The sequence below is a fragment of the Celeribacter baekdonensis B30 genome, assembly GCF_000299875.1.
Taxonomy (GTDB): domain Bacteria; phylum Pseudomonadota; class Alphaproteobacteria; order Rhodobacterales; family Rhodobacteraceae; genus Celeribacter; species Celeribacter baekdonensis_A.
The window spans coordinates 193,326-215,447 of the sequence record NZ_AMRK01000004.1 but is presented as its reverse complement, the minus strand read 5'-3'; the positions used below and the strand labels follow the sequence as shown (position 1 = coordinate 215,447).

The window sequence follows — 22,122 nt, the reverse complement described above, 5'->3', positions numbered from 1 at the left end:
ACAGCGACAACAGTCGCTTAGCTTTCATCCTCGAACAGATCGTCTTGATCCTCGCTGTCCTCATCGTCCAGCCCCGGCATCGGTCGGCTTTCCAAAAGGCCCGCCGCCCGAAGCTCCCGAACGCCCGGCAAATCGCGCGCGCTTTCCAGACCGAAATGGTCCAAAAATGACGGCGTCACCACATAGGTCACCGGACGCCCCGGCGTCATGCGGCGGCGGCCAAAGCGGATCCATTCCAGCTCCAAAAGCTGATCAATCGTGCCCTTGGACACCGACACCCCACGGATCTCTTCGATCTCGGCGCGGGTGCAGGGTTGGTGATAGGCCACAATCGCTAAGGTCTCGATCGCCGCGCGCGACAGTTTGCGGGTCTCGACCGTTTCCTTTTGCATCAAAAACCCAAGATCGGGCGCGGTGCGGATGGCCCAGGCCTCGCCGATTTTCACCACCCGCACGCCGCGGCCTTCATAACGCTTTTGCAACATCTCAAGCGCGGCTTTGGCGTTGCAGCCATGCGGCATCCGCCCGCTCATCTCGGCCACGCTCACGGGATTGGCGGAGGCAAACAGCACCGCCTCGACCATGCGCTCTTGCTCGGCCAAAGGCGGCGCCTCAAACAGGCTGGCCTCTGCGGGCGCGTCCAAATCCGTGTCGTCACTCGCAGCGTCACTCACAGGCTCACTCATCGTCCAGTCCTCGCCTTGATCTCGATACGGGCGAACGTCCCGCTTTGGCGGATTTCAATCTGGCCCTGTTTGGCCAATTCCAAAGAGGCCGCAAAGGTCGCCGCCGTGGCCGAACGCCGCTTTTTCGGGTCAAGCTCCCAGCCCTCGGGCAGGTAACTTGCCAAATCGGCCCATTCAACCGCATAGGGGATCAACCCGCGCAGCCGCTCCAACGCCTGTTCCATCGACAGGATCGCCTCGCGGTCCATGACAAAGGGGCGAAATTCGTCCTTGGTGCGCACGCGGGCATAGCCCTGCATCAGGTCCAACAGAGAGGCGCTATAGGTGACATTTCTGAGCCGTGCGACCTCTTCGGGAATGCCGCGCACAAAGAAATCCCGGCCCTTTTGATCGCGCGCCATCAATTTCGCCGCCGCCTCCCGCATCGCTTCCAAACGCTGCAACTGAAACGCCAAATGCGCCGCAAGCTCTGCGCCAGACGGGCCGTCATCGGTCGGATCGGGCGGCAGCAACAACCGCGACTTCAAAAACGCCAACCACGCCGCCATCACCAGATAATCGGCGGCCAATTCGATCCGAAGCTCAGTGGCTTTCTCGACAAAGATCAAATATTGCTGCGCCAGATGCAGGATCGAGATTTTCATCAAATCGACCTTTTGCGTGCGCGACAATTGCAACAAAAGGTCCAAAGGCCCCTCATAGCCCTCGACATCGACGATCAACGCCTCAGCCGCGAGCCTCTCCTCGACGCTGAGCAGATCGTTGATTTCAAATTGGTCCGGGTCGGCCATTTTGCCCCTATCGGTTCAACAGGCTTTGAAGTTCGGCATCCAAGGCTGCGATGTCAATGGGGTGATGCATGGGTTGACGTTTAGGGTGGGTACAAATGGCCCGATCCGCACGAGCCTGTGCCGCCTGTGTCATCGGCCCAAGCGCGGCCAGTGTCTCCATCTCGGCCAGATCACCGTTACAGTGCAACACCATGTCACAGCCTGCGACCAGCGCCAGTTCTGCCCGCTCCATGACCGTGCCCGCCAAAGCGCCCATCGAAATATCGTCGGTCATCAACAGCCCGTCAAAGCCGATCTCCTTGCGGATCACTCGGATCGCGGCGGGGCTTTGGGTGGCGGGATGGTCCGGGTCGATTGCCTCCATCACGATATGCGCCGACATGCCCATGCTCAGGTCGTTCAGCACCTTAAACGGGGCAAAATCCACCGCCAACTCCGCCCGCGACGCCGAAACACGCGGCAGGCCCTTGTGGCTGTCCACAGCCCCGCGCCCATGCCCCGGCAGGTGTTTCATCACCGGCGCGACACCGCCCGCCGCCATGCCATCGACCAAAGCGCGGCCCATTTGGGCGACCACTTCCGCGTCATCGGAAAAACAACGGTTCATCAAAAACGGATGGGTCTGTGCAGAGGCCACATCCAGCCCCGGCACGCAGTTCACATCAATGCCGACGCTGTGCAAATCCGCCGCCAACAACCGCCCGCGCAGCCACATGGCCCGCAGCGGATCGGAGGCGGATTGCACCTGATCCAATGGTGGCAAAAATTCGCGCCAATGTGGCGCGCGCAGCCGTTGGACCCGCCCGCCTTCCTGATCTATCAGGATCGGCGCGTCACGGCCCACGGCGGCGCGCAGATCATCCGTCAAACGGCGCAGTTGGTCAGGGCTGTCCACATTGCGCGCAAACAGGATAAAGCCCCAAGGATTGGCGTCGCGAAAGAAATCAGCCTCCAAAGAGGTCAGCGCAAGCCCTTCACATCCAAAGATAAAAGCGCCCTGCCCCGAAACTTTACCCCCTGCGTGCTCCGGCCCCGTTCCCATCGCGGCTTATCGCTGAACCGTGGGCACACAGGCCGCATTCATTGCGGTCAAAGCGGCACAGAACCGGTTGGCATCCGACGCATCAGCAAAACCATAGGCGCGCAGACGGTAAAAGGTCGTCCCGCCGCTTTCGGCCCGCTCGATCACCCGCGATTTGCCTTCCATCAGGTCCTCAAACCGACCCGAAAGACGATCCCATTCGCTGCGCGCAATCTCTTCGTTTTGAAACGCGCCAAATTGCACCAAACGCGCGCCTGTCGGCACTTCGCTCGGGGCCAATTCATCGGTCGCCCCAATCGCCGCCAAAATATCGCCCGCTACGCCCTCAAGGCTGGCAGAAGACGTGCTTGGAACGCTGGCCAAAGACGCCAGCCGCACAGGGCGCGGTTTCGGACGCGGTGAATGGACGATACCCGAGGTCTCAGGCATCACATCGGCGGCAGAGGCCACCTCTTCGACAGAGTCCAGTTCAAGCGGATCGTCCTCAACCGCGACAGTGGTCATATCCGGGGCAACAACCGGCTCTTCCGGTTGCACCGAATAGGCGGTGTTTTCCGGCTCATACGCCGAAACAACGGTTTGGGTCGCTGACATCGGTTGATCTTCGTCGCTCAATGTCGCAATGCGCGGTGCCAAAATCAAACTGTCAGCAGGTGCTGCGGCGGAGCCATCGGCCGTGACGGAATTGACCGCCAAGCCTTGGTGCATCGCCAATTGGCCGCCCGGATCGTCGGGCACCATGCGCGCCGAGCCTTCGAGCGCACGAATGACCGGTACGCCGTTCACATCGCGCATCATCAATTGATAGCCCCAAACCCCAAGACCCAGCACCAGCGCCAGCGAGACCACCGCGCCAGCCCATTGCGCCTTGCCGAGTTTCGGACGCTCAAAACCTTCAGATGAGCCATCGTCGCCCGTGGTGTCATAGACATAAGCTGGCCCGGTGTCCGGTCCTGACGCATAGTGCGATTGCGGCGCGGAAAAACCCTGCGGGGCATGGCCGTGGTGTCCGGCATATTGCACCGACGGCTGACCCGACGGATAGCCGGACTGCGCGCCAGACTGTGGCGCAAACCGCACATCCTGATCGGTGAAATATCGGTCCGGGTCAGTCGCCGCGCCAAAATTTTGCGCGCCTGAAGAGCGCGACTGGCTCAGATGAGCTTCGCGGTAAGTATATGTCCCGTTCTTATCCGCGACATAGTTCCCGTTCACACGGGGGGAAGGATAGCCCGCATTGGGGCCGTTCCGGAAATCCTGCGCCATTTTCGCCTCATACCGATTCCCGCTTTGTTTTCTGCGGGTTATTGACTGCTCTTAAGGGGATGCATGAGGATCTATGCCCTCATTTTGCACCAATCCCTCTCGGGGGTCCGACCTTGGGCGCTTTGACTTAACGCATCTCTTCCGCCGGAGTTACCCCCAGAATAGCAAGACCTGCAGAAATCACAACGGCCACGGCACGCGGTAGGGCAATTTTTGCCGCCGACAGCGCGGGGTCATCCTGCAAGAACCGCAAGGCACTATTGTCATTGCCCTTGTTCCACAGCGCGTGGAAATCGGATGCCAAATCATAAAGATAAAAGGCGATGCGGTGCGGCTCATGGCCCTTTGCGGCGATCTCGACCTGACGCGGCCAATCGGCCAATTTGCGCGCCACGGCGATCTCTGCCGGATCATCAAAGCGCGGCGTGTCAGTCAGGGTCACCCCCGCCTCCTCCGCCTTGCGCAGCACAGAGCGCACGCGGGCATGGGCGTATTGCACATAGAACACCGGGTTGTCTTTCGACTGTTCCAGCACCTTGTCGAAATCGAAATCAAGCGAGGCATCGTTTTTGCGGGTCAGCATGACGAACCGGGTGACATCCGCGCCCACTTCCTCAACCACATCGCGCAGGGTGACAAAATTGCCCGCACGTTTGGACATTTTCAACTCTTCGCCATTCTTGATCAGTTTGACCAATTGAATGAGCTTGATGTCACAGCCAACCTTGCCATCGGACAGGGCAGACACAGCCGCTTTCATCCGTTTGACATAGCCACCGTGATCGGCGCCGAACACGTCGATGATCTCGTCAAAGCCACGTTTCACCTTGTCATAGTGATAGGCGATGTCGGGGGCGAAATAGGTCCATGCGCCGTCGGATTTTTGGATCGGACGGTCCACATCATCGCCATGCGCAGTCGATTTGAACAAAAGCTGTTCGCGCGGCTCCCAATCCTCGGGCATCTTGCCCTTTGGCGGCTCCAACACACCGCGATAGATCAGGCCCTTTTCGTCCAATTCCTTGATCGCGGCCTCGATCAGCCCGGTGTTGTACAAAGATTTCTCCGAGTAGAACACATCCATTTCAACGCCCAGGGCTTTGAGATCACCCCGGATCATCTCCATCATCGCGTCGGTGGCAAAGACCCGCACATCGGCCAACCAGACCTCTTCGGGCTGGTCCAGCAACGTGTCGCCGTATTTGGCCTTCAAATCCTCGCCGACCTGCACAAGGTAATCACCAGGGTACAGCCCTTCGGCGATTTCCGGGTTCAGGCCATTGGCCTCGCGGTAGCGTTGAAACACCGAACGCGCCAAAACATCGACCTGCGCGCCGCCATCGTTGATGTAATATTCGCGCGTCACGTCATAGCCCGCGTAATCCAACAAGGACGCCAAAGCATCGCCAAACACCGCGCCGCGGGTGTGGCCGACATGCATTGGTCCGGTCGGGTTGGCGGAGACATATTCGACGTTGACCTTGGTGCCCGTGCCCATCGGGGAACGGCCATAGCCTTTGGCCGCCAAAATGCCTTCGACCAGCCCGGACCATACGCCATCGGCGAGCCGCAGGTTGATAAACCCAGGCCCCGCCACATCCACAGCGGCGATGCGCGGATCGGCGGCGAGTTTTTCGGCCAGCTTATCGGCAATGTCGCGCGGTTTCAGATTGGCCGGCTTGGCCAACACCATTGCCGCATTGGTGGCCATATCGCCATGCAGCGCATCGCGCGGCGGCTCGACCGCCACATTGGCAAACTCAAGCCCCTCGGGCAGGACGCCATCGGAGACAAGGCCAGTCAGGCTGTCGATCACAAGGGCGCGGATATCGGCGAACAGGTTCATCTTTGGTCTCTCCATCTCTTGCGGCGGGTTTACCACGCCCGCGCGGCGCGTCAACGGCATTGACCCACCATGCACAGCGCTATGCGGGTTTTGGCGGCGCTTTCGCGGCTGTTTTGGCCGCATTTGCACGCGCCGCTGTCGGCTTTTCGACTGTTTTCACGGTTTCGATCTCCGGCGCGGTGGGTACGGAGGCCTCGGGCGGCACCAAGGCGACAAGACGCGCCCCTGCCGCCACGCGCGCCCGCGATGCGGCCTCGCGCGCCTCTGTCATGCGGCGTTTGAGGGCCGCGCGCGCGCTCTCGCGCTGCTCTTCGGGCAAGGCGTCAATCTCCGCTTCGGCGCGCAACGGAAACAGGATATCCGCATCCTCCGACAGCAACCGCCGAAACGTCCCGTCCTCTTTCAAACGGCCCAGCAAAAGCGCGCCTTTGCGATCGGATTTCCATGTCTCGAAATCGTAATCCTCGCTCAATGTCGTCACCGACACCCGCCAACCGCTTTGCATCAGCGTATCCAGATCGCCAAAGGTTTTACCCAGCCCAAAGGGCCGCCCCCCCAATTGCGTCGGCAGGCTGTGGCGGGCTTTGCCCTCTTTCACACGAGCCAGTTGCCAGACGTTTTCGCGGCCATATTCCGAGCCAAAATCGGTCGCAACCAAGGTGTTATAGGCGTCATTGTCCGAGGCCGCGATCAACGTGTCATAGGACAGAATTTCAAGACTGTCTTCGGCCGCCTCGCCCAAAATATCGCCATAAAACACCGGCAAATTTGCCGCGCGCGGCCGCACAAGGCGTGCATGGTTGGGATCGGCGATCAGCACCGGGATGTCCTCGCGCTTGAGCGCCTCGGCCAGTGAAGTGGTGAAACGCGAGCCACCCAGAATCAACACCCCCGGCTTGCCCGTCGAGGCCAGCCCAAGCGCACGCGCAAAAGGTGCCAGCGTGAACCCATGCAACACCACCGTGACCAAAACCAAGACAAAGGCCAGTGGCCCGATGACGCCCGCACCCTCGACACCTGCGGCGGCCAGACGTTCGCCAAACAGCCCCGCCACGGCGACCAAAACCACGCCACGCGGGCCCGTGAAGGCGATCAAAAGCTTTTCATTGCGCGGCAATTTGGTTCCGATCAAAGCAACCAGCACGGTCACAGGTCGCGCCACCAGGATCACCAGCGCCACAAACAGTCCGGCCCGCCAGGTCAATTGCCCCAGAGAGGCAAAATCCATCGAGGCGGCCAAGAGGATGAACACGCCCGACACCAACAGGATCGTTGCGTGTTCTTTGAACCGGCGCAGCTCGTCAAAGGAGGGCAAATCGGCATTGGCGATCACCAGTCCCATCACCGTCACGGCCAAAAGCCCGCTTTCATGCAGCATCAAATCGGGCACGGCAAATGTCGCCAACAGGGTCACAAACAACACCGGAACCTTCATATATTCCGGCACATAGGCCCGCCTGAACGTGTAAGAAATTGCCAACCCGGCCAAAAGCCCCACGCCGCCCGCCACAATGATGCCAAAGCCCAATTGCAGGAGTGCGGCAGACAGGCTTTCGGCTTCGCGGCCCACAAGCACGAATTCAAACGCCAACACGGCGGCCAAGGCGCCGACCGGGTCGTTGACGATGGCCTCCCATTGCAACAGGTTCGCGGGACGGCGTTGGAGTTTCGCCTGTCGCAGCAAAGGCGCGATCACCGTTGGCCCCGTGACCACCATGATGCCGCCAAACACCGCCGAGGCCTCCCAGCCCAGCCCCGCACCCCAATGCAGCGCCGAGGCCGACAACAGCCACCCGAGAGGCGCGCCGACAACCACAAGCCGGAACACGCCATGTTTGGCGTCACCCAATTTATGCAGATCCAGCGTCAGCCCGCCCTCAAACAGGATCACCGCCACCGCCAGAGAAATCAGCGGTTGCACCACCGGGCCAATGTCGCGCGCGGGCTGTAAAAGCCCGAAGCCCGGCCCGACAATCAGCCCCGCCGCCAGCATCAGAACAATCGCCGGGAGCTTCAATCGCCACGCCAGCCATTGCGCGCCCACACCCAAAACGCCGACCAGCGCAAAGGCTTCCACCGGGTTCATCCCTGTCATCGTGTCCGTGGCCATGATCGTCCTTCCCCCATGTGGTCTTGTGTGCGCTCTGTCGTCACAGACTTAGGTACAAAGCCGCTCAAATTCCTGAATGGCAAAGCGATCGGTCATCCCGGCCACATAGTCCAAAACAATGCGAGCCAGTTCCGTATCGCTCTGCGCCAGCTCCACCTCATGACGCCATTCCTCGGGCAACAGCTCGGGCTGTTTCATGAACAAAGGAAACAGCGTGTTGACCATATGCGTCACCCGTTCGCGTTCTTTGATCACCGTAGGAGCGCGATACATCCGTTTGAACAAAAACGATTTAATCGCTTTAAGGTTTTGAAAGAACGGTTTGGAAAAGCGAATGATCGTGCGGTCCATCTCGCGAATATCCTGCGCCGTTTCGGGCTTGGCGCTCTCCAAACGGTTGGTGGCAATGGTGATCACATCCTCGACCATATAACCAAAAATCCGCCGCAGCGCCTCGTGATCGCGCCGATGCGGATCAAGGTCGGGATAGTCGCGATCGACCTCCGCGTAAGCCGGGCCAGTCAGCGGCAATTCCATCAAATCGGCGGCGGTAAACAACCCCGCGCGCAAGCCGTCATGCAGGTCGTGGTGATTGTAAGCCACATCATCGGCAATCGCCGCCACCTGCGCCTCGGCACTGGCAAAGGTGTAGAGTTCAAGATCAAACTGATCGTTCACCTCTTTGAGCGCATAGGGCAGTGGCGCGTCCGCCGGGTGCTTTTTCGGGTCGGCATGTGGCCCCATCACCGGACCATTGTGTTTGGCCAGCCCCTCAAGGCTTTCCCATGTCAGGTTCAGCCCATCAAAATCGGCGTAGTGCTTTTCCAGCTTGGTGACGATCCGCAGCGCCTGGGCGTTGTGATCAAAGCCGCCATAAGGCGCCATCAACAGTTCAAGCGCATCCTCGCCGGTGTGACCAAAGGGCGAATGGCCCAGATCATGCGCCAGCGCCACAGCCTCCGCCAAGCCTTCATTCAGCCCCAATGCCCCGGCCAAGGTGCGCGCCACCTGCGCCACCTCGATCGAATGGGTCAGACGGGTGCGGTAATAATCGCCCTCATGTTCGACAAAGACCTGGGTCTTGTGTTTGAGGCGGCGAAAGGCCGAAGAATGAATGATCCGATCCCGGTCGCGTTGAAACGGCGAGCGAAAGGTCGAGAGTTTTTCCGGGAAAAGCCGCCCGCGGGTTTCAAACGGTTGGCTTGCATAGGGTTTCAACATCTGCCTGTCCTGCTATCTATGACCGGATCGAGCGGTCGCATGGCACGTCTCTCGCGCCATTGCCGCGCCATGTCCTTGTCGATGATCTTTTTCACACTTATATTAAGAGACAAGCCCTACAACAAACAGATGACACGGGGTTATCCCTTGTTTCTGCTTTAAATCGCTGAAATTCGGTGAATTCCCGCCGCTTTAGACCAAAAGGTAGCATCATGTCCCTCACCCTGCCCCCAAAAGTGACCGCCCGCGCCTATGAACGCCTCTCTGAGATCAACGCGGCGACGGGCGAGTCCAAGGCGCTTCGCGTCGCGGTTGAGGGTGGCGGCTGTTCAGGATTTCAATATGACATCACGCTGGACGAGCCTGCGAGCGACGACATTGTGTTGTCCGGCACCGGCGGCACGGTGGTGATTGACCCGGTGTCTTTGCCATTTTTGGAAAACGCCGTGATTGATTTTACCGAAGAGGTGATCGGCGCGCGGTTCGTGATTGAAAACCCCAATGCGACCTCGTCCTGTGGCTGTGGCACCTCGTTTTCGATGTGATCCGCTCCGCAAACCGACACCTTTGACCTGTCCAAACGCCCTGCGCCAAAACGCGGGGCGTTTGGTATCTGGACCAAGCCGCACGCACACGCCACCTCACAAACCGTTCCGTTTCTTGTGATCTTTCAACCCCTTAACATCGCGGGGCGGCACCCCCACCTGTCTTTCACAACGACGGAATATACCCTGTCAGTTATCCGCCGCTCGTAAAACAAGATCAGGAAAGGATAAGACAATGACCTTCAATTCCCTCAAAACCCTCGCCGCTGCTTCACTCATCGCGTTGGCCTCCGGCACCGCCGCATTTGCCGCCGGTATGTCCTACAATTACATCATCCCGGGCACCTACGAGCATACGAACTCAGTCATCAATCTGGACCTTGTACGCGCCGATAATGGCGGCACCGTGTCGATCTATGATTTCACCGACGGCACCCAAGGCGCGCTTCTTGGCTCTGAAATGGTTCACGCCGGGGCCAATGAGAACGTGAAAGTCCAACTTCAGCCAAACGTGGCGCAAAAAGCGCTTGTGGTCTTGAGCGTCGATGGCATGGCCCCCGTGGCCACAGCGACGATCAGCGACTTTAACCAAGGGTAATTCGCCCCTCCCAAGGCGCAGTGAACAGGCCTCGCATCACGCGGGGCCTGTTTGCGTTTGAGACATCGGGGCCGAAGATGAAAGATCGGGCAAATCCTGCCACGTCTCTTGCCAAATCCGCTCCTGCCTGTTCAAACCACAACCAAGGAGCCGGGCATGGAACAGTTTGACACGATCATCATCGGTGCAGGCGCAGCAGGATTGTTTTGCGCCAAATTTGCAGCCGCCAAAGGCGCACGGGTGCTGGTTGTGGATCACGCCAAACGCCCCGCCGAAAAGGTGCGGATTTCCGGTGGCGGACGCTGTAATTTCACCAATCTGGACGCAGGGCCGGACAATTACCTGTCGCAAAACCCGCATTTCGCCAAATCCGCTTTGGCGCGCTACACCCAATGGGATTTCATCGAGCTTTTGGCCCAGCATGGCATCACCTGGCATGAGAAAACCCTCGGACAATTGTTTTGCGACGGCAAATCCGCCGCCATTGTCGAAATGCTTCTGCATGAGGCCCGCGCCGCCGATCTGCGCCTCTCCACCACCGTGGACGAGGTCACGCATGATGGCACAGAGTTTCGCGTGTCTCTGTCTAGGCGCGAGGTTGCAACGCGCCATCTGGTGATCGCCTCCGGCGGCAAATCCATACCCAAAATGGGTGCCACCGGATTGGGCTATCAGATCGCTGCACAATTCGGCGTGCCGCTCGTCGAGACCCGCCCCGGCTTGGTGCCCCTCACGTTCGGTCCGCAAGATTTGGACTGGATCGTGCCCTTGGCTGGCACCGCGCTTGACGCGCGTGTCGGAGCGGGCGGCACCTCCTTTGATGAGGCGCTTTTGTTCACCCATCGCGGTCTCTCAGGCCCGGCGGTGTTGCAGGCGTCAAATTACTGGCGCGAGGGCGAAGAGATTCACGTCGATCTCTTGCCCGCCCGTTCCGCCTTTGACGCGCTCAAAGCCGCCCGCTCCGAGAATGGCCGCCGCCAAATGCACACGGCGCTCTCGCTGTTGTTCCCCACCAAATTGGCCGCCGCTCTGGCGCAAAAATGGAACCTCACGGGCAATCTCGCCGATCAATCCGACGCCAAACTGCACGCTTTGGCCGATCTGATCCACTCACTGCCCCTCAAACCCACCGGATCGGAGGGCTACCGCACCGCCGAGGTCACCTTAGGCGGCGTCAACACAGACGCGCTCTCTTCCAAAACCATGGAGACCAACTCCGTGCCGGGGCTTTATTTCATCGGCGAAGTTGTCGATGTCACCGGCTGGCTTGGCGGTTATAATTTCCAATGGGCCTGGGCCTCCGCCGCCGCCTGTGGGCGCGCAATCGCAGATCGGGGCTGATCCCTCCTTTCCCTTCCGCGCCCATCGCCATACAAAGAGTCAAAGACGAGGAGACGCACATGAAAATCGCCAGTTTCAACATCAACGGCATCAAGGCCCGCGTCGAGGCGTTGCAGGAGTGGCTGAAAGAGGCCGAGCCCGATGTGGCGATCTTGCAAGAGATCAAATCGGTCGACGACAACTTCCCGCGCGGCCTCTTTGAGGACATGGGCTATAATGTTGAAACCCATGGCCAAAAATCCTTCAACGGCGTGGCTCTCCTGTCCAAACGCCCACTCGAAGACGTCACCCGCGGCTTACCCGGCGCGGAAGGTGCAGGTCGCGACGGCGCAGACGACATCGAAGCGCGCTACATTGAGGCCACGGTGGTTGGCGACACACAGGCGATCCGCATTTGCGGGCTCTACCTGCCGAATGGCAATCCAGTGGAGTTGACCCCCGAGGGCGCGCCGGTGCCTGGCTCAAAATATGACTTTAAACTCAAATGGTTTGATCGCCTTGAGGCGCGCGCCCTTGAACTGATGCGCGAAGAACAGCCCTTTCTCATGGCGGGCGATTTCAACCTGATCCCACAGCCCGAGGACGCCAAACGCCCCGAGGCGTGGAAGGACGATGCGCTGTTTCGCCTCGAGTCCCGCGCCGCCTTTCGCCGCTTGATGAACCTCGGCTTTACCGATGCGCTACGGGTCAAAAACAACGCCCCCAACACCTACACATTCTGGGACTACCAAGGCGGTGCGTTTGACAAAAACGATGGCATCCGCATCGACCATTTCCTGCTCTCACCGCAAGCCGCCGACCTGTTGCGCGATTGCCAGATCGACGCCTATACCCGCGCCAAGGCAAAACCGTCGGATCACGTTCCGATCTGGGTTGATCTGAACCTCTGACATCCTCTAAGTGGTGCCGAGGGTCATGTTCAGGCCCTTTCGATGCATTTGGTATAGGACTCTTGAATGAAGAACTTTTTTATCGGTGCGGCTTTGATTGCCGCCCTTTCCGCCTGTTCCGTTGACCCGCAAGCGGCTGCGGACCGCCGTCAGAAGATCAAGGACGTGCTTCTTGAACCTGCGGATCAACGCGGGATTGAACTCCTGTTCCCGTTGGAAAACAACGGACGTCTCTCGACGTTCCAAGTCACCTACAATCCGAAACTCGTGTCCGAACCAGAGGTAATCCGCCGCATCGGCAAAATCTGTGTCGATCAGGGATTCGAGAACGGCATTTCCATCAAAGCCGAGGGCGAACCCGGTTTCTCGACACAACCGGACGGCACGAAACTTCCGATCATCAGCATATGGCTCAAGTGTAACCTCAGCCGCTGACTGTCGCTCGGGCGGCAAGAGATACAAGACACAAAAGGCGCCCGCGGGATATCCGACGGGCGCCTTTTTCAATGCGACTGTCTTGGTAGCCTCAGCGTTTTGGAGGGCGCTGTTTTTGGACCTTTGGCGCGTCGGCACGATCTTTTCCGAGGTGCTTGCGCAGGCGCGATGGCATGGATTTGGTTTTGTTCTTGAACGGGTTCTTGTCGCCCTGTGAGCGGAAAAACAGCCGGATCGGCGTGCCGGGCATATCAAAATCTTCACGCAACCCATTGATCAGATAGCGTTTATAGCTGTCGTTCAATTCCTCAGGATGGCTGCACATTACCACGAATTGCGGTGGGCGCGCCTTGACTTGGGTCATGTAGCGCAGCTTGATCCGGCGGCCACCGGGCGCGGGCGGCGGGTGCGCCGTGGTCATCGCGCCCAGCCAATTGTTGAGCTTGGCGGTGGAGACGCGACGGTTCCACACCGCATGCGCATTCAAAATCGCCTCTTGCAGCTTGTCCAGATTCTTGCCGGTCAGCGCCGACACCGTCACCAATTGCGCGCCGCGCAGCTGAGGCAAAAGCCGGGTGAATTCTTCGCGCAGAGCCTTGGCTTTGTTGGATTTATCGGTCTCTTCGTCCCATTTGTTGACCGCGATCACCACCGCACGACCTTCGCGTTCGGCCAAATCGGCGATGCGCAGGTCTTGTTGTTCAAAGGGGATCGACACGTCGAGCAACACGACGACCACTTCGGCGAATTTCACCGCACGCAGCCCGTCAGAGACCGAGAGTTTCTCAAGTTTTTCCTGAACCTTGGCCTTTTTGCGCATCCCCGCCGTGTCGAACACCCGAACAGGCACGTCGTTCCACGTCATCGTCACCGAAATACTATCGCGGGTGATGCCCGCTTCTGGCCCGGTCAAAAGCCGCTCTTCGCCAAGCAACTTGTTGATCAGCGTGGATTTCCCGGCGTTCGGACGACCAACGACGGCGATTTGCAGCGGCTTATCAAGGGTGAAGTCGCGCGAAAATCCGGCCTCATCGCCTTCTTCGAAATCCTCGCCAAGGGCTGCTTCTTCCTCGGACAATTCAATGTCGGTCGCAGGCGCCTCAGAGGCGGCGCGTTCGTCGAATTCTTTCGAGAGCGGCAACAGCGCGTCATACAGCTCATGCATGCCCTCGCCATGTTCGGCAGAGAGGCGCAAAGGCTCGCCCAGACCCAAGGCATAGGCCTCCAAAAGCCCGCCCTCGCCGGCTTTGCCCTCGGCCTTATTGGCCGCCAAAATCACATGTTTGGCGCGTTTGCGCAGGATTTCGGCAAAGATTTCGTCGGCGGGCAAAATGCCCACGCGGGCGTCAATCATAAACAGGCAAATGTCGGCCATATCGACCGCGCGCTCGGTGAGTTTGCGCATCCGGCCCTGAAGCGATTCATCGGTCGCTTCCTCAAGCCCGGCAGTGTCGATCACGGTGAAACGTAGGTCCACAAGCCGCGCCTCGCCTTCGCGCAGGTCGCGGGTCACCCCCGGCTGGTCATCCACAAGCGCCAGACGCCGCCCAACCAGACGGTTGAACAGGGTCGATTTGCCCACATTGGGACGGCCAACGATGGCAAGCGAAAAACTCATGAGGATAGCTCCGGGTCATAGTCTAAAACGGTCCGCCACACACCTGAGACACGGGGTTCTTGGCGAAAGGTGCGACACGCTGAGATGTTGCGCTGCGCACCGCCTTTCCCCAAAACAGGTCAAAGGCCGCACGCTTTAGCGGCCCCGATACACCCAAACCGGGGGCGCGGTAAAGGCCTTAACGCAGTGCGGCCAGGTTCCCGTCCTCAAGCAGCACATACATCACGCCCCCGACAACGATCGGGTCGGAGGCCGCGCCCTTGGGCAAGGCGACAGAGGCGATCAGCGCACCGGAGGCCGGATCAAAGCCCCGCAGCACCGCGTCATTGGAGGCAACCCAAAGTTTGCCCCCCGCCGCCACAGGCCCGTAATGGGCAAAGACATCTTTGCGTTTGCGCTCTTTATCGGTGGTGAAAAACGGCAGTTGCACCGACCAGACCCGCGCGCCGGTGGCAGCAGACAACCGCACCAAAGCGTTGCGATCCGTGACGATAAACACCGATCCGCCGATCACCGTCGCCGGGCTATAGGCGCCCTCATCCGCGGTCCATTTGCGCGCGCCGGTCTCGACGTCAAAGGCGGCATAGCGTCCGGCTTGGTTGCCGACATACATCGTCGGGCCTACGACCACAGGATCGGATGTGATGTCAGAGATATTGGCGTAGACCACGCCTTTGCGTTGGCCAGCCAAAGAGGCGGACCACATGCGGATGCCGCCCTTGCGGAATGCGCCGTACAGATCGCCGGAGGCAAAGGGGAAGACCACCATACGGTCGGTGACAACCGGCGAGGCGGCACCTACGCGCGAGGTTACGGTTTCGGGTCCACTGATTTGCCATTTGACCCGGCCATCCGATGTTTTCACCGCCCAGCCCTGGCCATCGCCCGCCACGACATAGACCAAGCCATCATAGACCGCGAGGCCAGAGGCCCCCACAGCATCCAAGGATTGCCGCCATTTGACCGCGCCCGTGGTCAAATCCAAAGCAATCAGTTCGCCGTAACCAATGGTGGCATAAACGGTTGTGCCCTCAATCGCCAAAGCCCCGCCTGAGGCCTTGCCGGGCTTTTCGCCCGCGGGCGTCAGATCGACCGACCACACCGGCGCACCAGAGGCGGCAGACACGGCGCTCAAGTGCGCCGCCGCATCCATCGCCACGACCAAACCGTTCGCGGCGACAGGATCAACAGAGAGGCGCAGTTTGCGCGAGTTGCCTTGGCCAATCGGCGCGGTCCAAGCCACAGTTGGCGTGCCTGAGGTAAAGGCATTGTGACCAGAGGCATGCAACCGCCCGGCCCCGGTTGTGGTCCATGCGGCGCGGCTGACCTGTTGACCAAGGGCGATATTTTCAACCCGGTTGGCCGTCTCGGTCTGCGCCGGACCAAAGACCAAGCCTTCGCGCGGATCAAGGCGCTGCCCTGACAGGATCTCTTCGCGTCCAGCCCCACATGCCGTGAGCGCCAGCACGGCGCAAAAAAGCCCCGCTTTCCCTGCCTGACCGATCATGCCCGCACTCCCATTTGTCTCAACTCGACTTAAACCCACGCCCCGAGAGGCACCATATGCACTCACCCGGCGCTCACTCAACCGCCGGGTCGGCTCCAAGCGCCACAATCATCTGCAGCGCACGCCGACGCAAGGCATTACTTGCCTCACCATCTTGCGAGATCGCCCGATAGCCATCAATCGCCGCCTCGACCTGACCCATTTCAACCTGAGCGGCGGCAATTTGTTCTTCGGCCAAAAGCCTGTACGGCGCGCCGGGGGCGGCAATGCCCGCAAGCTGGCTCACCCGCTCTTCAGCCGGGATGTCGCCCGCACCGATCATGGCGGTTTTGAGCACGGCCAAATCGCGATACACCGGGTCCAACATGGCATCCGCGGTAAATGGCGCCAAAGCGGCGATCGCCCCTTTGGCATCGCCCGCCGCATGCAATTCGCCCGCGCGCAGCATCGCCGTGATCACCCGGACATCGCCCTCGCCGCCAATCTCGGCCAAGGCTTGCGCCCGTGCCGTGGCATCCGCGCCCTCAAGCGCCGCCGTCAACGCATCGCCCATGGCCTCTGCCTGAGTCCGGGCTTGGGCTTTGGCGTATTCGTTCCACGCCGCGCCCCCGACCAGAACACAGACGGCCAAAATGCCGATCCAGCCAAACTTGCGCAGAAAAGCATAGAATTTGTCACGGCGGACCTCTTCGGTCACCTCGTCGATAAAACTGTCGGTTTGGCTCAAGGGGCCCCCATCTCGCAACACGGCGTGCGGTCATTATGTTTCAACCTGTTGCCCCCTCATACCCCGATCTGAAACCGAATGCCAAGACCTGAGCAACGGTCTGGATCGGGGAGCGTGGTAAATCGTCCTGCCCATGGTGTTGGCCACGGCCCCGCCCACGGTGTCGGCCCCTCACGACTTGAGCCGCATTCCGGCTTGGGTTAGGCTCCTTACCGTGGCCTCGTGATCACGCCGCTGTCACCAACGCCGTCACAAGCAAGGTGCAATCTGAGCGAATTTTAACCTGCAGAGACCGAAATTTCTATATTCAGGCGATTTTTTTCCATCGCGACCTTGTGATTGCCCTGCGATCTCCCCATCTTGGCCGCAATGTTAATGATGTTAACTCTATGGTGAACGCGCCACAAAACCTGACAGGCCGCAAAATATCTGCCAAAAATATCCGGCAAAATGAACTGTTGTGTGCACGACGCCGTATATCGAACTGAAACCCAGCCTCTCTGAGAAGAGAGGACGCCCCAGACCGAGACAGAGACCCACATGCGTATTGTTTCCATCGTCATCGCCTTGCTTGTCACCATTGCTCTGTATTTCTTTGTCTTTGAGCGTGATCGGCTGACCAATTTTGCCGCCTCAGACAGCCCGCCTTCCGGGGAAACGCCAGACACCACCGCACAGACAGAATCAGAATTTGCAACGCCCGCGCAAAAAACCATGGGTGAGGCCCGTCCCGTTTCCGTGGTGGTGCGCCACTCCACCGCACAGCTTTTGACAAATGTGGTGGTTGTACGGGGGGAAACCGAAGCGGCGCGCGAAGTCAATGTGACGGCGGAAACCTCCGGTCGTGTGGTCAACGCCCCGCTGCGCAAAGGCGCTTATGTTCAGGTCGATCAAACGCTTTGTGAGCTTGATATAGGCACCCGCGAGGCGACATTGGCCCAAGCCAAGGCCGAATTCACGCAGGCCGAGGTCGCATTGGCGAATGCGCGTAAACTGGCCGAGGGTGGCTATGCCTCCGAGACCCAGATCCTGACCGCGGAGGCCGGGATCGAAAGCGCGCGCGCGGCGGTCGCCTTGGCCTCCCGCGACATCGAAAACCTCACCATCAAAGCGCCGTTTGCCGGGCTTTTGGAAAGCGATACGGCCGAGCTTGGCACGTTTTTGTCCTCTGGCTCCGCCTGCGCCACGGTGATCCAACTCGATCCGATCAAATTGGTCGGCTACGCACCGGAAGCAGACGTGGCGGCGATTGAGGTCGGGGCTTTGGCAGGTGCACGGTTGATCTCGGGCCGCGACGTCACCGGCCGCGTCACGTTTTTGTCGCGCTCCGCCGACCCTGCGACCCGCACGTTCCGGGTTGAGGTCGAAATCCCCAACCCGGATTTCTCCATCCGCGATGGTCAAACCGTTGAAATGGCAATCTCCGCCGCCGGCCTGGCCGCACATCTGGTGCCGCAATCGGCGCTGACTCTGGACGATGAGGGCCAAATCGGGCTCCGGCTCCTCGGTGCGGACAGCCGCGCCGAATTTGCCCCGGTTCAGGTGCTGCGCGACACCCGCGAGGGCATTTGGGTGGCAGGTCTGGCCGATGAGGTCGACATCATCGTGGTGGGTCAGGATTTTGTCAAAGCCGGGGTTTTGGTGGCGGCCTCTTTTGAGGAGGCCCCCGCCGCAACCGATACAGAGACGCAGATGGAGACGCCTATGGAGAGCGACCAATGACCGGTCTCGTCGATTGGGCGGGCGAACGCGCCCGGATGATCCTCGCCTTCATCGCGCTCACCTTGATCGCGGGGACATTTGCCTATGTCAGCCTGCCAAAAGAGGGCGAACCGGATATTGAAATCCCCGCGCTCTTTGTCTCCGTCCCGTTCCCCGGCATTTCCGCCGAAGACGCCGAGAAGCTTCTGGTCAAACCGATGGAGACGGAACTCTCCGATCTCGACGGCCTCAAAACCTTGTCGGGCACCGCCGCCGAAGGCTACGGCGGCATCGCGCTTGAGTTTGAATTTGGCTGGGACAAAACCAAAATCATCGCCGACGTGCGCGACCGGATGGGCCGGGTTCAGGCGAATTTCCCCACGGGGGCGGACAATTATTCGATCACCGAGATCAACTTTTCCGAATTTCCCATCCTGATCGTCAACCTGACCGGCCCCGTGCCCGAACGCACTTTGGTCCAATATGCCAAGCGGATGCAGGACCGGATTGAGGGCCTGGAGCCGATTTTGGAAGCGCAGCTTGCCGGACAGCGCGACGAGATGCTGGAGGTGGTCATCGACCCGCTGCGGCTTGAATCCTACAATGTCACGGCGGGCGAATTGATCTCGGTCGTCACCAACAACAATCGCCTTGTTGCGGCGGGCGAAGTGGAAACCGATCAGGGGACATTTTCGGTCAAAATCCCATCGTCGTTCAAAGATCAACGCGATGTCATGGCTCTGCCCGTCAAGGTCAATGGCGACCGTGTCGTCACGCTGGGCGATTTGGCCGACATCCGCCTGACCTTTGAAGACCGCGAGGGCACGGCGCGCTTTAATGGCGAAAACACCGTCGCGCTTCAGATCGTCAAACGCAAAGGCTACCCGATCATCGACACGGTTGCCTTGGTCAAAGAGGAGGTGCGCGCCGAGGTCAAAACCTGGCCGCAAGCCCTGCAAGACGCCGTGGTGGTCGGCACCTCCAACGATCAGTCGCGTCAGGTCGCCTCGATGGTCAGCCAGCTTGAAGGCTCGGTTCTGACCGCTGTGGCGCTGGTGATGATCGTGGTGTTGGCCTCTTTAGGCATCCGCTCGGCTTTGCTCGTGGGCTTTGCCATTCCGACCTCGTTTCTCCTGTGTTTCATCCTCTTGGGGCTGATGGGCATCACCATTTCCAATATCGTGATGTTTGGCCTCATTCTGGCCGTGGGCATGTTGGTCGATGGCGCGATTGTGGTGGTCGAATATGCCGACCGCAAAATGGACGAGGGCGAAGGCCCGATGGCGGCCTTTGTCGAGGCGGCCAAACGGATGTTCTGGCCGATCGTCTCCTCCACCGCCACCACGCTTTGCGCATTTTTGCCGATGTTGTTTTGGCCCGGTGTTGCAGGCGAATTCATGGGCATGTTGCCGGTGACGATCATCTTTGTGCTCTCCGCATCTCTGATTGTGGCGCTGATTTACCTGCCGGTGATGGGCGGTGTGTCAGGCCGGATCGCGCGGATATTTGACCGCGCCTCAGCGGGCCTGCGCGCCACCACGCCCTATTGGCTGCGCGCCGTTTTGGTCGCACCTTCGGCCTATCTGGTGTTCCTGGGCCTGATGCAATTGATGAACCCCAGCTATCTCATGGGCGTGGGGGCTTCTGGTATTATGCCCAAGATTGTCGGCGGCGCTTTGTTCCTCATCGGCTCATCGCTGACGGGCATCATGTTGTCGGCAGCCCGGATCGAACGGGCGGAGAAAAAGGTCAAATCCGGCTACAAACGCACCCTATTCGGCCATTTCACCCATGCCATCGCGGGCAACCCGGTGATGCCTTTGGTGGCGATTGGTGTGGTGGTTTTTGGCGTGATCTCGGTCTTTGGCTATTACGGCAAACACAACAAGGGCATTGAATTTTTTGCCGCCTCCGAGCCCGAACAGGCGATCATCTATGTCCGGGCGCGCGGCAACCTCTCGGTGGCGGAAAAAGATGCGCTGGTGCGTCAAGCCGAAGAGGTGGTGTTGACCCAGCCGGGCGTCGACAATGCCTTTGCCTTTGCGGGCTCCGGAGGGCTCAACGCCAACACCGGCGGCGGATCATCGCCGCGCGACACCATCGGGCAAATCCAAGTCGAATTGATTCCATGGGAAGACCGCCCGACCGAAACCAAGGACGGCTGGTTGTTCTTTGAGGACACCCATGTTGCGCCGGAGTATGACGGCGATTATGTCTTGGCCCAGTTGGAGGCCCGACTGGCCGAAATCCCCGGCATCTACACCGAAACGCTCAATCTGGCGATGGGTCCCGCCTCGGCCAAGCCGGTGCACTTGCGCCTCAAAAGCGACAGTTTCGAGGATTTGGAAACGGCCACCGCCCTTGTGCGCGCCAAATATGACGCCACCCCGGCGCTCACCGACGTTGAAGACACCCGCCCCCTGCCCGGCATTGATTGGCAAATCGACGTCGATGTCGCCAAGGCCGGGCGCTATGGTGCGGATGTGGCGACCGTCGGCGGCATGATCCAATTGGTGACGCGCGGGCTGTTGCTCGACACCATGCGGGTCGACAGCTCGGATGAGGAAATCGACATTCGTGTGCGTCTGCCGGAACAGGACCGGGTGCTGTCCACGCTCGACACGCTCAAAGTGCGTACGATGGACGGGCTTGTGCCGCTGTCGAATTTCATCACCCGTCAACCCGTCGCCAAGCTGGCGCAAATCGACCGGGTCGATCAGCAACGCTATTACGATGTCAAAGCCGCGGTCGACTCCGGCCTGACCCGCGAGGACGGCGTGGCGATCACCGCGACCGAACGGATCGAAACCCTGACCAAATGGCTTGAGAGCGAGGCCACATTGCCCAATTCCGTCACATGGGAATGGACCGGAGATGATGAGGAGCAAAAGGAAACCGGGGCGTTTTTGGTCAAAGGCTTCAGCGCCGCCTTGGCCCTGATGTTCATCATCCTTCTGGCCCAGTTCAACAGTTTCTATAATTCCGTTTTGGTGCTGATGGCGGTGGTCATGTCCACGGCGGGCGTCTTGGTCGGCCTTTTGGTGATGGACATGACATTCGGCATGATCATGACCGGCACCGGGGTCGTGGCCCTCGCCGGGATCGTGGTGAACAACAACATCGTGCTCATTGACACCTACCAGGAATATTCCCGGTTTATGCCCCGGATCGAGGCCATCGTGCGCACCGCCGAAGACCGCATCCGCCCCGTGCTTTTGACCACGATCACCACCATGGCAGGCCTGACGCCAATGATGTTTGGCCTCTCGTTGGACTTTATCAATGGCGGCTATTCGATGAATTCGCCAACGGCGGATTTCTGGACCAACCTGGCCACCGCCGTGGTCTTTGGTCTTGGCATCGCAACGATTTTGACGCTGATCTTCACCCCGGCCATGTTGGCTTTGCGGGTCTGGTTCTGGGACATCGCGCATCATCTGGCCATGCGTTTGGCCACGCTGTTGGGCCGTCAATCGCGCACGGCCGAAGATTTCCGCCTGCGCGCCGAAGCCAAACGCGCCAAAAACCCGGAATTCGTCTGGTCCACCGGCGCGGCCGCATGGGGGACGCCCGAAGACTTCGACGCCCACCGTGCCACAGCCCCGGCCCTCGCCTCAGCCTCCGCCCCGGCAGCGGCCCCAATGGACAAAGCCCCCGAGCGCCCGGTGACCCAACCCACCGCCACACCCGAAAGCGTGGTGGAGTTTGAAGCCGAACAGCCCGAAACCGGCACGCTCAAAAAGGGGAAAAAGGAGAAAAAACCGAAGCGTGGCGGGCAGGAGGCGGCGGAATAATCCG

17 protein-coding genes are annotated in these 22,122 nt (G+C 59.9%); 7 read left to right on the top strand and 10 right to left on the bottom strand.

The window, feature by feature from the left end; translation table 11 throughout:
* Positions 1-17: 17 nt before the first annotated feature.
* The 7 genes from scpB to B30_RS09095 all read right to left on the bottom strand — a co-directional run bounded on the left by scpB (position 18) and on the right by B30_RS09095 (position 8,962).
* Positions 18-686 carry an SMC-Scp complex subunit ScpB gene (scpB, locus tag B30_RS09125; RefSeq protein ID WP_009571762.1) on the bottom strand — a complete coding sequence of 223 codons (669 nt, stop codon included), beginning with the start codon at positions 684-686 and terminating at the stop codon, positions 18-20.
* Positions 683-1,477, bottom strand: a complete 795-nt coding sequence (locus tag B30_RS09120; RefSeq protein WP_009571761.1) for a segregation and condensation protein A — start codon at positions 1,475-1,477, stop codon at positions 683-685. The genes scpB and B30_RS09120 overlap by 4 nt, the downstream gene beginning before the upstream one ends.
* 7 nt (positions 1,478-1,484) lie before the next feature.
* On the bottom strand, positions 1,485-2,519 hold the full coding sequence (gene nagZ / locus B30_RS09115; protein ID WP_009571760.1) for a beta-N-acetylhexosaminidase: 1,035 nt from the start codon (positions 2,517-2,519) through the stop codon (positions 1,485-1,487).
* A 6-nt stretch (positions 2,520-2,525) separates the two neighbouring features.
* Positions 2,526-3,785 carry an SPOR domain-containing protein gene (locus B30_RS22505; protein WP_009571759.1) on the bottom strand — a complete coding sequence of 420 codons (1,260 nt, stop codon included), beginning with the start codon at positions 3,783-3,785 and terminating at the stop codon, positions 2,526-2,528.
* A gap of 127 nt (positions 3,786-3,912) precedes the next feature.
* Complete coding sequence (argS, locus tag B30_RS09105) at positions 3,913-5,631, bottom strand: arginine--tRNA ligase (RefSeq protein WP_009571758.1); 1,719 nt, start codon at positions 5,629-5,631, stop codon at positions 3,913-3,915.
* 79 nt (positions 5,632-5,710) lie between these two features.
* The gene (locus B30_RS09100; RefSeq protein ID WP_009571757.1) at positions 5,711-7,741 is read right to left on the bottom strand and encodes a cation:proton antiporter; all 2,031 of its coding nucleotides are present in this window, start codon (positions 7,739-7,741) and stop codon (positions 5,711-5,713) included.
* Between the two features lie 48 nt (positions 7,742-7,789).
* Positions 7,790-8,962: a deoxyguanosinetriphosphate triphosphohydrolase gene (locus B30_RS09095; protein WP_009571756.1), complete on the bottom strand. Its 1,173-nt coding sequence runs from the start codon at positions 8,960-8,962 to the stop codon at positions 7,790-7,792.
* 212 nt (positions 8,963-9,174) lie between these two features.
* Here B30_RS09095 and B30_RS09090 point away from each other — a divergent pair, with 212 nt between their 5' ends.
* The 5 genes from B30_RS09090 (at position 9,175) to B30_RS09070 (ending at position 12,771) form a co-directional block, all read left to right on the top strand.
* The gene (locus B30_RS09090) at positions 9,175-9,507 is read left to right on the top strand and encodes a HesB/IscA family protein (RefSeq protein ID WP_009571755.1); all 333 of its coding nucleotides are present in this window, start codon (positions 9,175-9,177) and stop codon (positions 9,505-9,507) included.
* A 235-nt stretch (positions 9,508-9,742) separates the two neighbouring features.
* The gene (locus B30_RS09085; RefSeq protein ID WP_009571754.1) at positions 9,743-10,105 is read left to right on the top strand and encodes a hypothetical protein; all 363 of its coding nucleotides are present in this window, start codon (positions 9,743-9,745) and stop codon (positions 10,103-10,105) included.
* A 156-nt stretch (positions 10,106-10,261) separates the two neighbouring features.
* Positions 10,262-11,446, top strand: coding sequence for an NAD(P)/FAD-dependent oxidoreductase (locus B30_RS09080; RefSeq protein ID WP_009571753.1), 1,185 nt, complete (start codon positions 10,262-10,264; stop codon positions 11,444-11,446).
* A 59-nt stretch (positions 11,447-11,505) separates the two neighbouring features.
* Positions 11,506-12,336 (top strand): exodeoxyribonuclease III, encoded by an 831-nt coding sequence (xth, locus tag B30_RS09075; RefSeq protein ID WP_009571752.1) that lies wholly within the window; start codon positions 11,506-11,508, stop codon positions 12,334-12,336.
* Between the two features lie 66 nt (positions 12,337-12,402).
* A complete protein-coding gene (locus B30_RS09070) occupies positions 12,403-12,771 on the top strand; it encodes a hypothetical protein (RefSeq protein WP_009571751.1) in 369 nt (122 codons plus the stop codon).
* Between the two features lie 91 nt (positions 12,772-12,862).
* Here the strand turns inward: B30_RS09070 and der are convergent, their stop codons facing one another.
* The 3 genes from der to B30_RS09055 form a co-directional block, all read right to left on the bottom strand.
* On the bottom strand, positions 12,863-14,389 hold the full coding sequence (der, locus tag B30_RS09065) for a ribosome biogenesis GTPase Der (protein WP_009571750.1): 1,527 nt from the start codon (positions 14,387-14,389) through the stop codon (positions 12,863-12,865).
* A gap of 178 nt (positions 14,390-14,567) precedes the next feature.
* Complete coding sequence (locus B30_RS09060) at positions 14,568-15,896, bottom strand: PQQ-like beta-propeller repeat protein (RefSeq protein WP_009571749.1); 1,329 nt, start codon at positions 15,894-15,896, stop codon at positions 14,568-14,570.
* Positions 15,897-15,969: 73 nt separating this feature from the next.
* Positions 15,970-16,623: a tetratricopeptide repeat protein gene (locus B30_RS09055; protein WP_040402181.1), complete on the bottom strand. Its 654-nt coding sequence runs from the start codon at positions 16,621-16,623 to the stop codon at positions 15,970-15,972.
* 540 nt (positions 16,624-17,163) lie between these two features.
* Between B30_RS09055 and B30_RS09050 the strand changes: the two genes are divergently transcribed.
* Positions 17,164-18,345, top strand: coding sequence for an efflux RND transporter periplasmic adaptor subunit (locus tag B30_RS09050; RefSeq protein WP_009571746.1), 1,182 nt, complete (start codon positions 17,164-17,166; stop codon positions 18,343-18,345).
* The gene (locus tag B30_RS09045) at positions 18,342-22,118 is read left to right on the top strand and encodes an efflux RND transporter permease subunit (protein WP_009571745.1); all 3,777 of its coding nucleotides are present in this window, start codon (positions 18,342-18,344) and stop codon (positions 22,116-22,118) included. The genes B30_RS09050 and B30_RS09045 overlap by 4 nt, the downstream gene beginning before the upstream one ends.
* Positions 22,119-22,122 lie beyond the last annotated feature (4 nt).

Bases quoted from the DNA above. Each gene is read 5' to 3' on its own strand.
- B30_RS09120 (WP_009571761.1), bottom strand. From the start codon at position 1,477: ATGGCCGACCCGGACCAATTTGAAATCAACGATCTGCTCAGCGTCGAG.
- B30_RS09080 (WP_009571753.1), top strand. From the start codon at position 10,262: ATGGAACAGTTTGACACGATCATCATCGGTGCAGGCGCAGCAGGATTG.
- B30_RS09070 (WP_009571751.1), top strand. From the start codon at position 12,403: ATGAAGAACTTTTTTATCGGTGCGGCTTTGATTGCCGCCCTTTCCGCC.
- argS (WP_009571758.1), bottom strand. From the start codon at position 5,631: ATGAACCTGTTCGCCGATATCCGCGCCCTTGTGATCGACAGCCTGACT.
- nagZ (WP_009571760.1), bottom strand. From the start codon at position 2,519: ATGGGAACGGGGCCGGAGCACGCAGGGGGTAAAGTTTCGGGGCAGGGC.
- B30_RS09095 (WP_009571756.1), bottom strand. From the start codon at position 8,962: ATGTTGAAACCCTATGCAAGCCAACCGTTTGAAACCCGCGGGCGGCTT.
- scpB (WP_009571762.1), bottom strand. From the start codon at position 686: ATGAGTGAGCCTGTGAGTGACGCTGCGAGTGACGACACGGATTTGGAC.
- der (WP_009571750.1), bottom strand. From the start codon at position 14,389: ATGAGTTTTTCGCTTGCCATCGTTGGCCGTCCCAATGTGGGCAAATCG.
- B30_RS09085 (WP_009571754.1), top strand. From the start codon at position 9,743: ATGACCTTCAATTCCCTCAAAACCCTCGCCGCTGCTTCACTCATCGCG.
- B30_RS09090 (WP_009571755.1), top strand. From the start codon at position 9,175: ATGTCCCTCACCCTGCCCCCAAAAGTGACCGCCCGCGCCTATGAACGC.
- B30_RS09100 (WP_009571757.1), bottom strand. From the start codon at position 7,741: ATGGCCACGGACACGATGACAGGGATGAACCCGGTGGAAGCCTTTGCG.
- B30_RS09050 (WP_009571746.1), top strand. From the start codon at position 17,164: ATGCGTATTGTTTCCATCGTCATCGCCTTGCTTGTCACCATTGCTCTG.
- B30_RS09045 (WP_009571745.1), top strand. From the start codon at position 18,342: ATGACCGGTCTCGTCGATTGGGCGGGCGAACGCGCCCGGATGATCCTC.
- B30_RS22505 (WP_009571759.1), bottom strand. From the start codon at position 3,785: ATGGCGCAGGATTTCCGGAACGGCCCCAATGCGGGCTATCCTTCCCCC.
- B30_RS09060 (WP_009571749.1), bottom strand. From the start codon at position 15,896: ATGATCGGTCAGGCAGGGAAAGCGGGGCTTTTTTGCGCCGTGCTGGCG.
- xth (WP_009571752.1), top strand. From the start codon at position 11,506: ATGAAAATCGCCAGTTTCAACATCAACGGCATCAAGGCCCGCGTCGAG.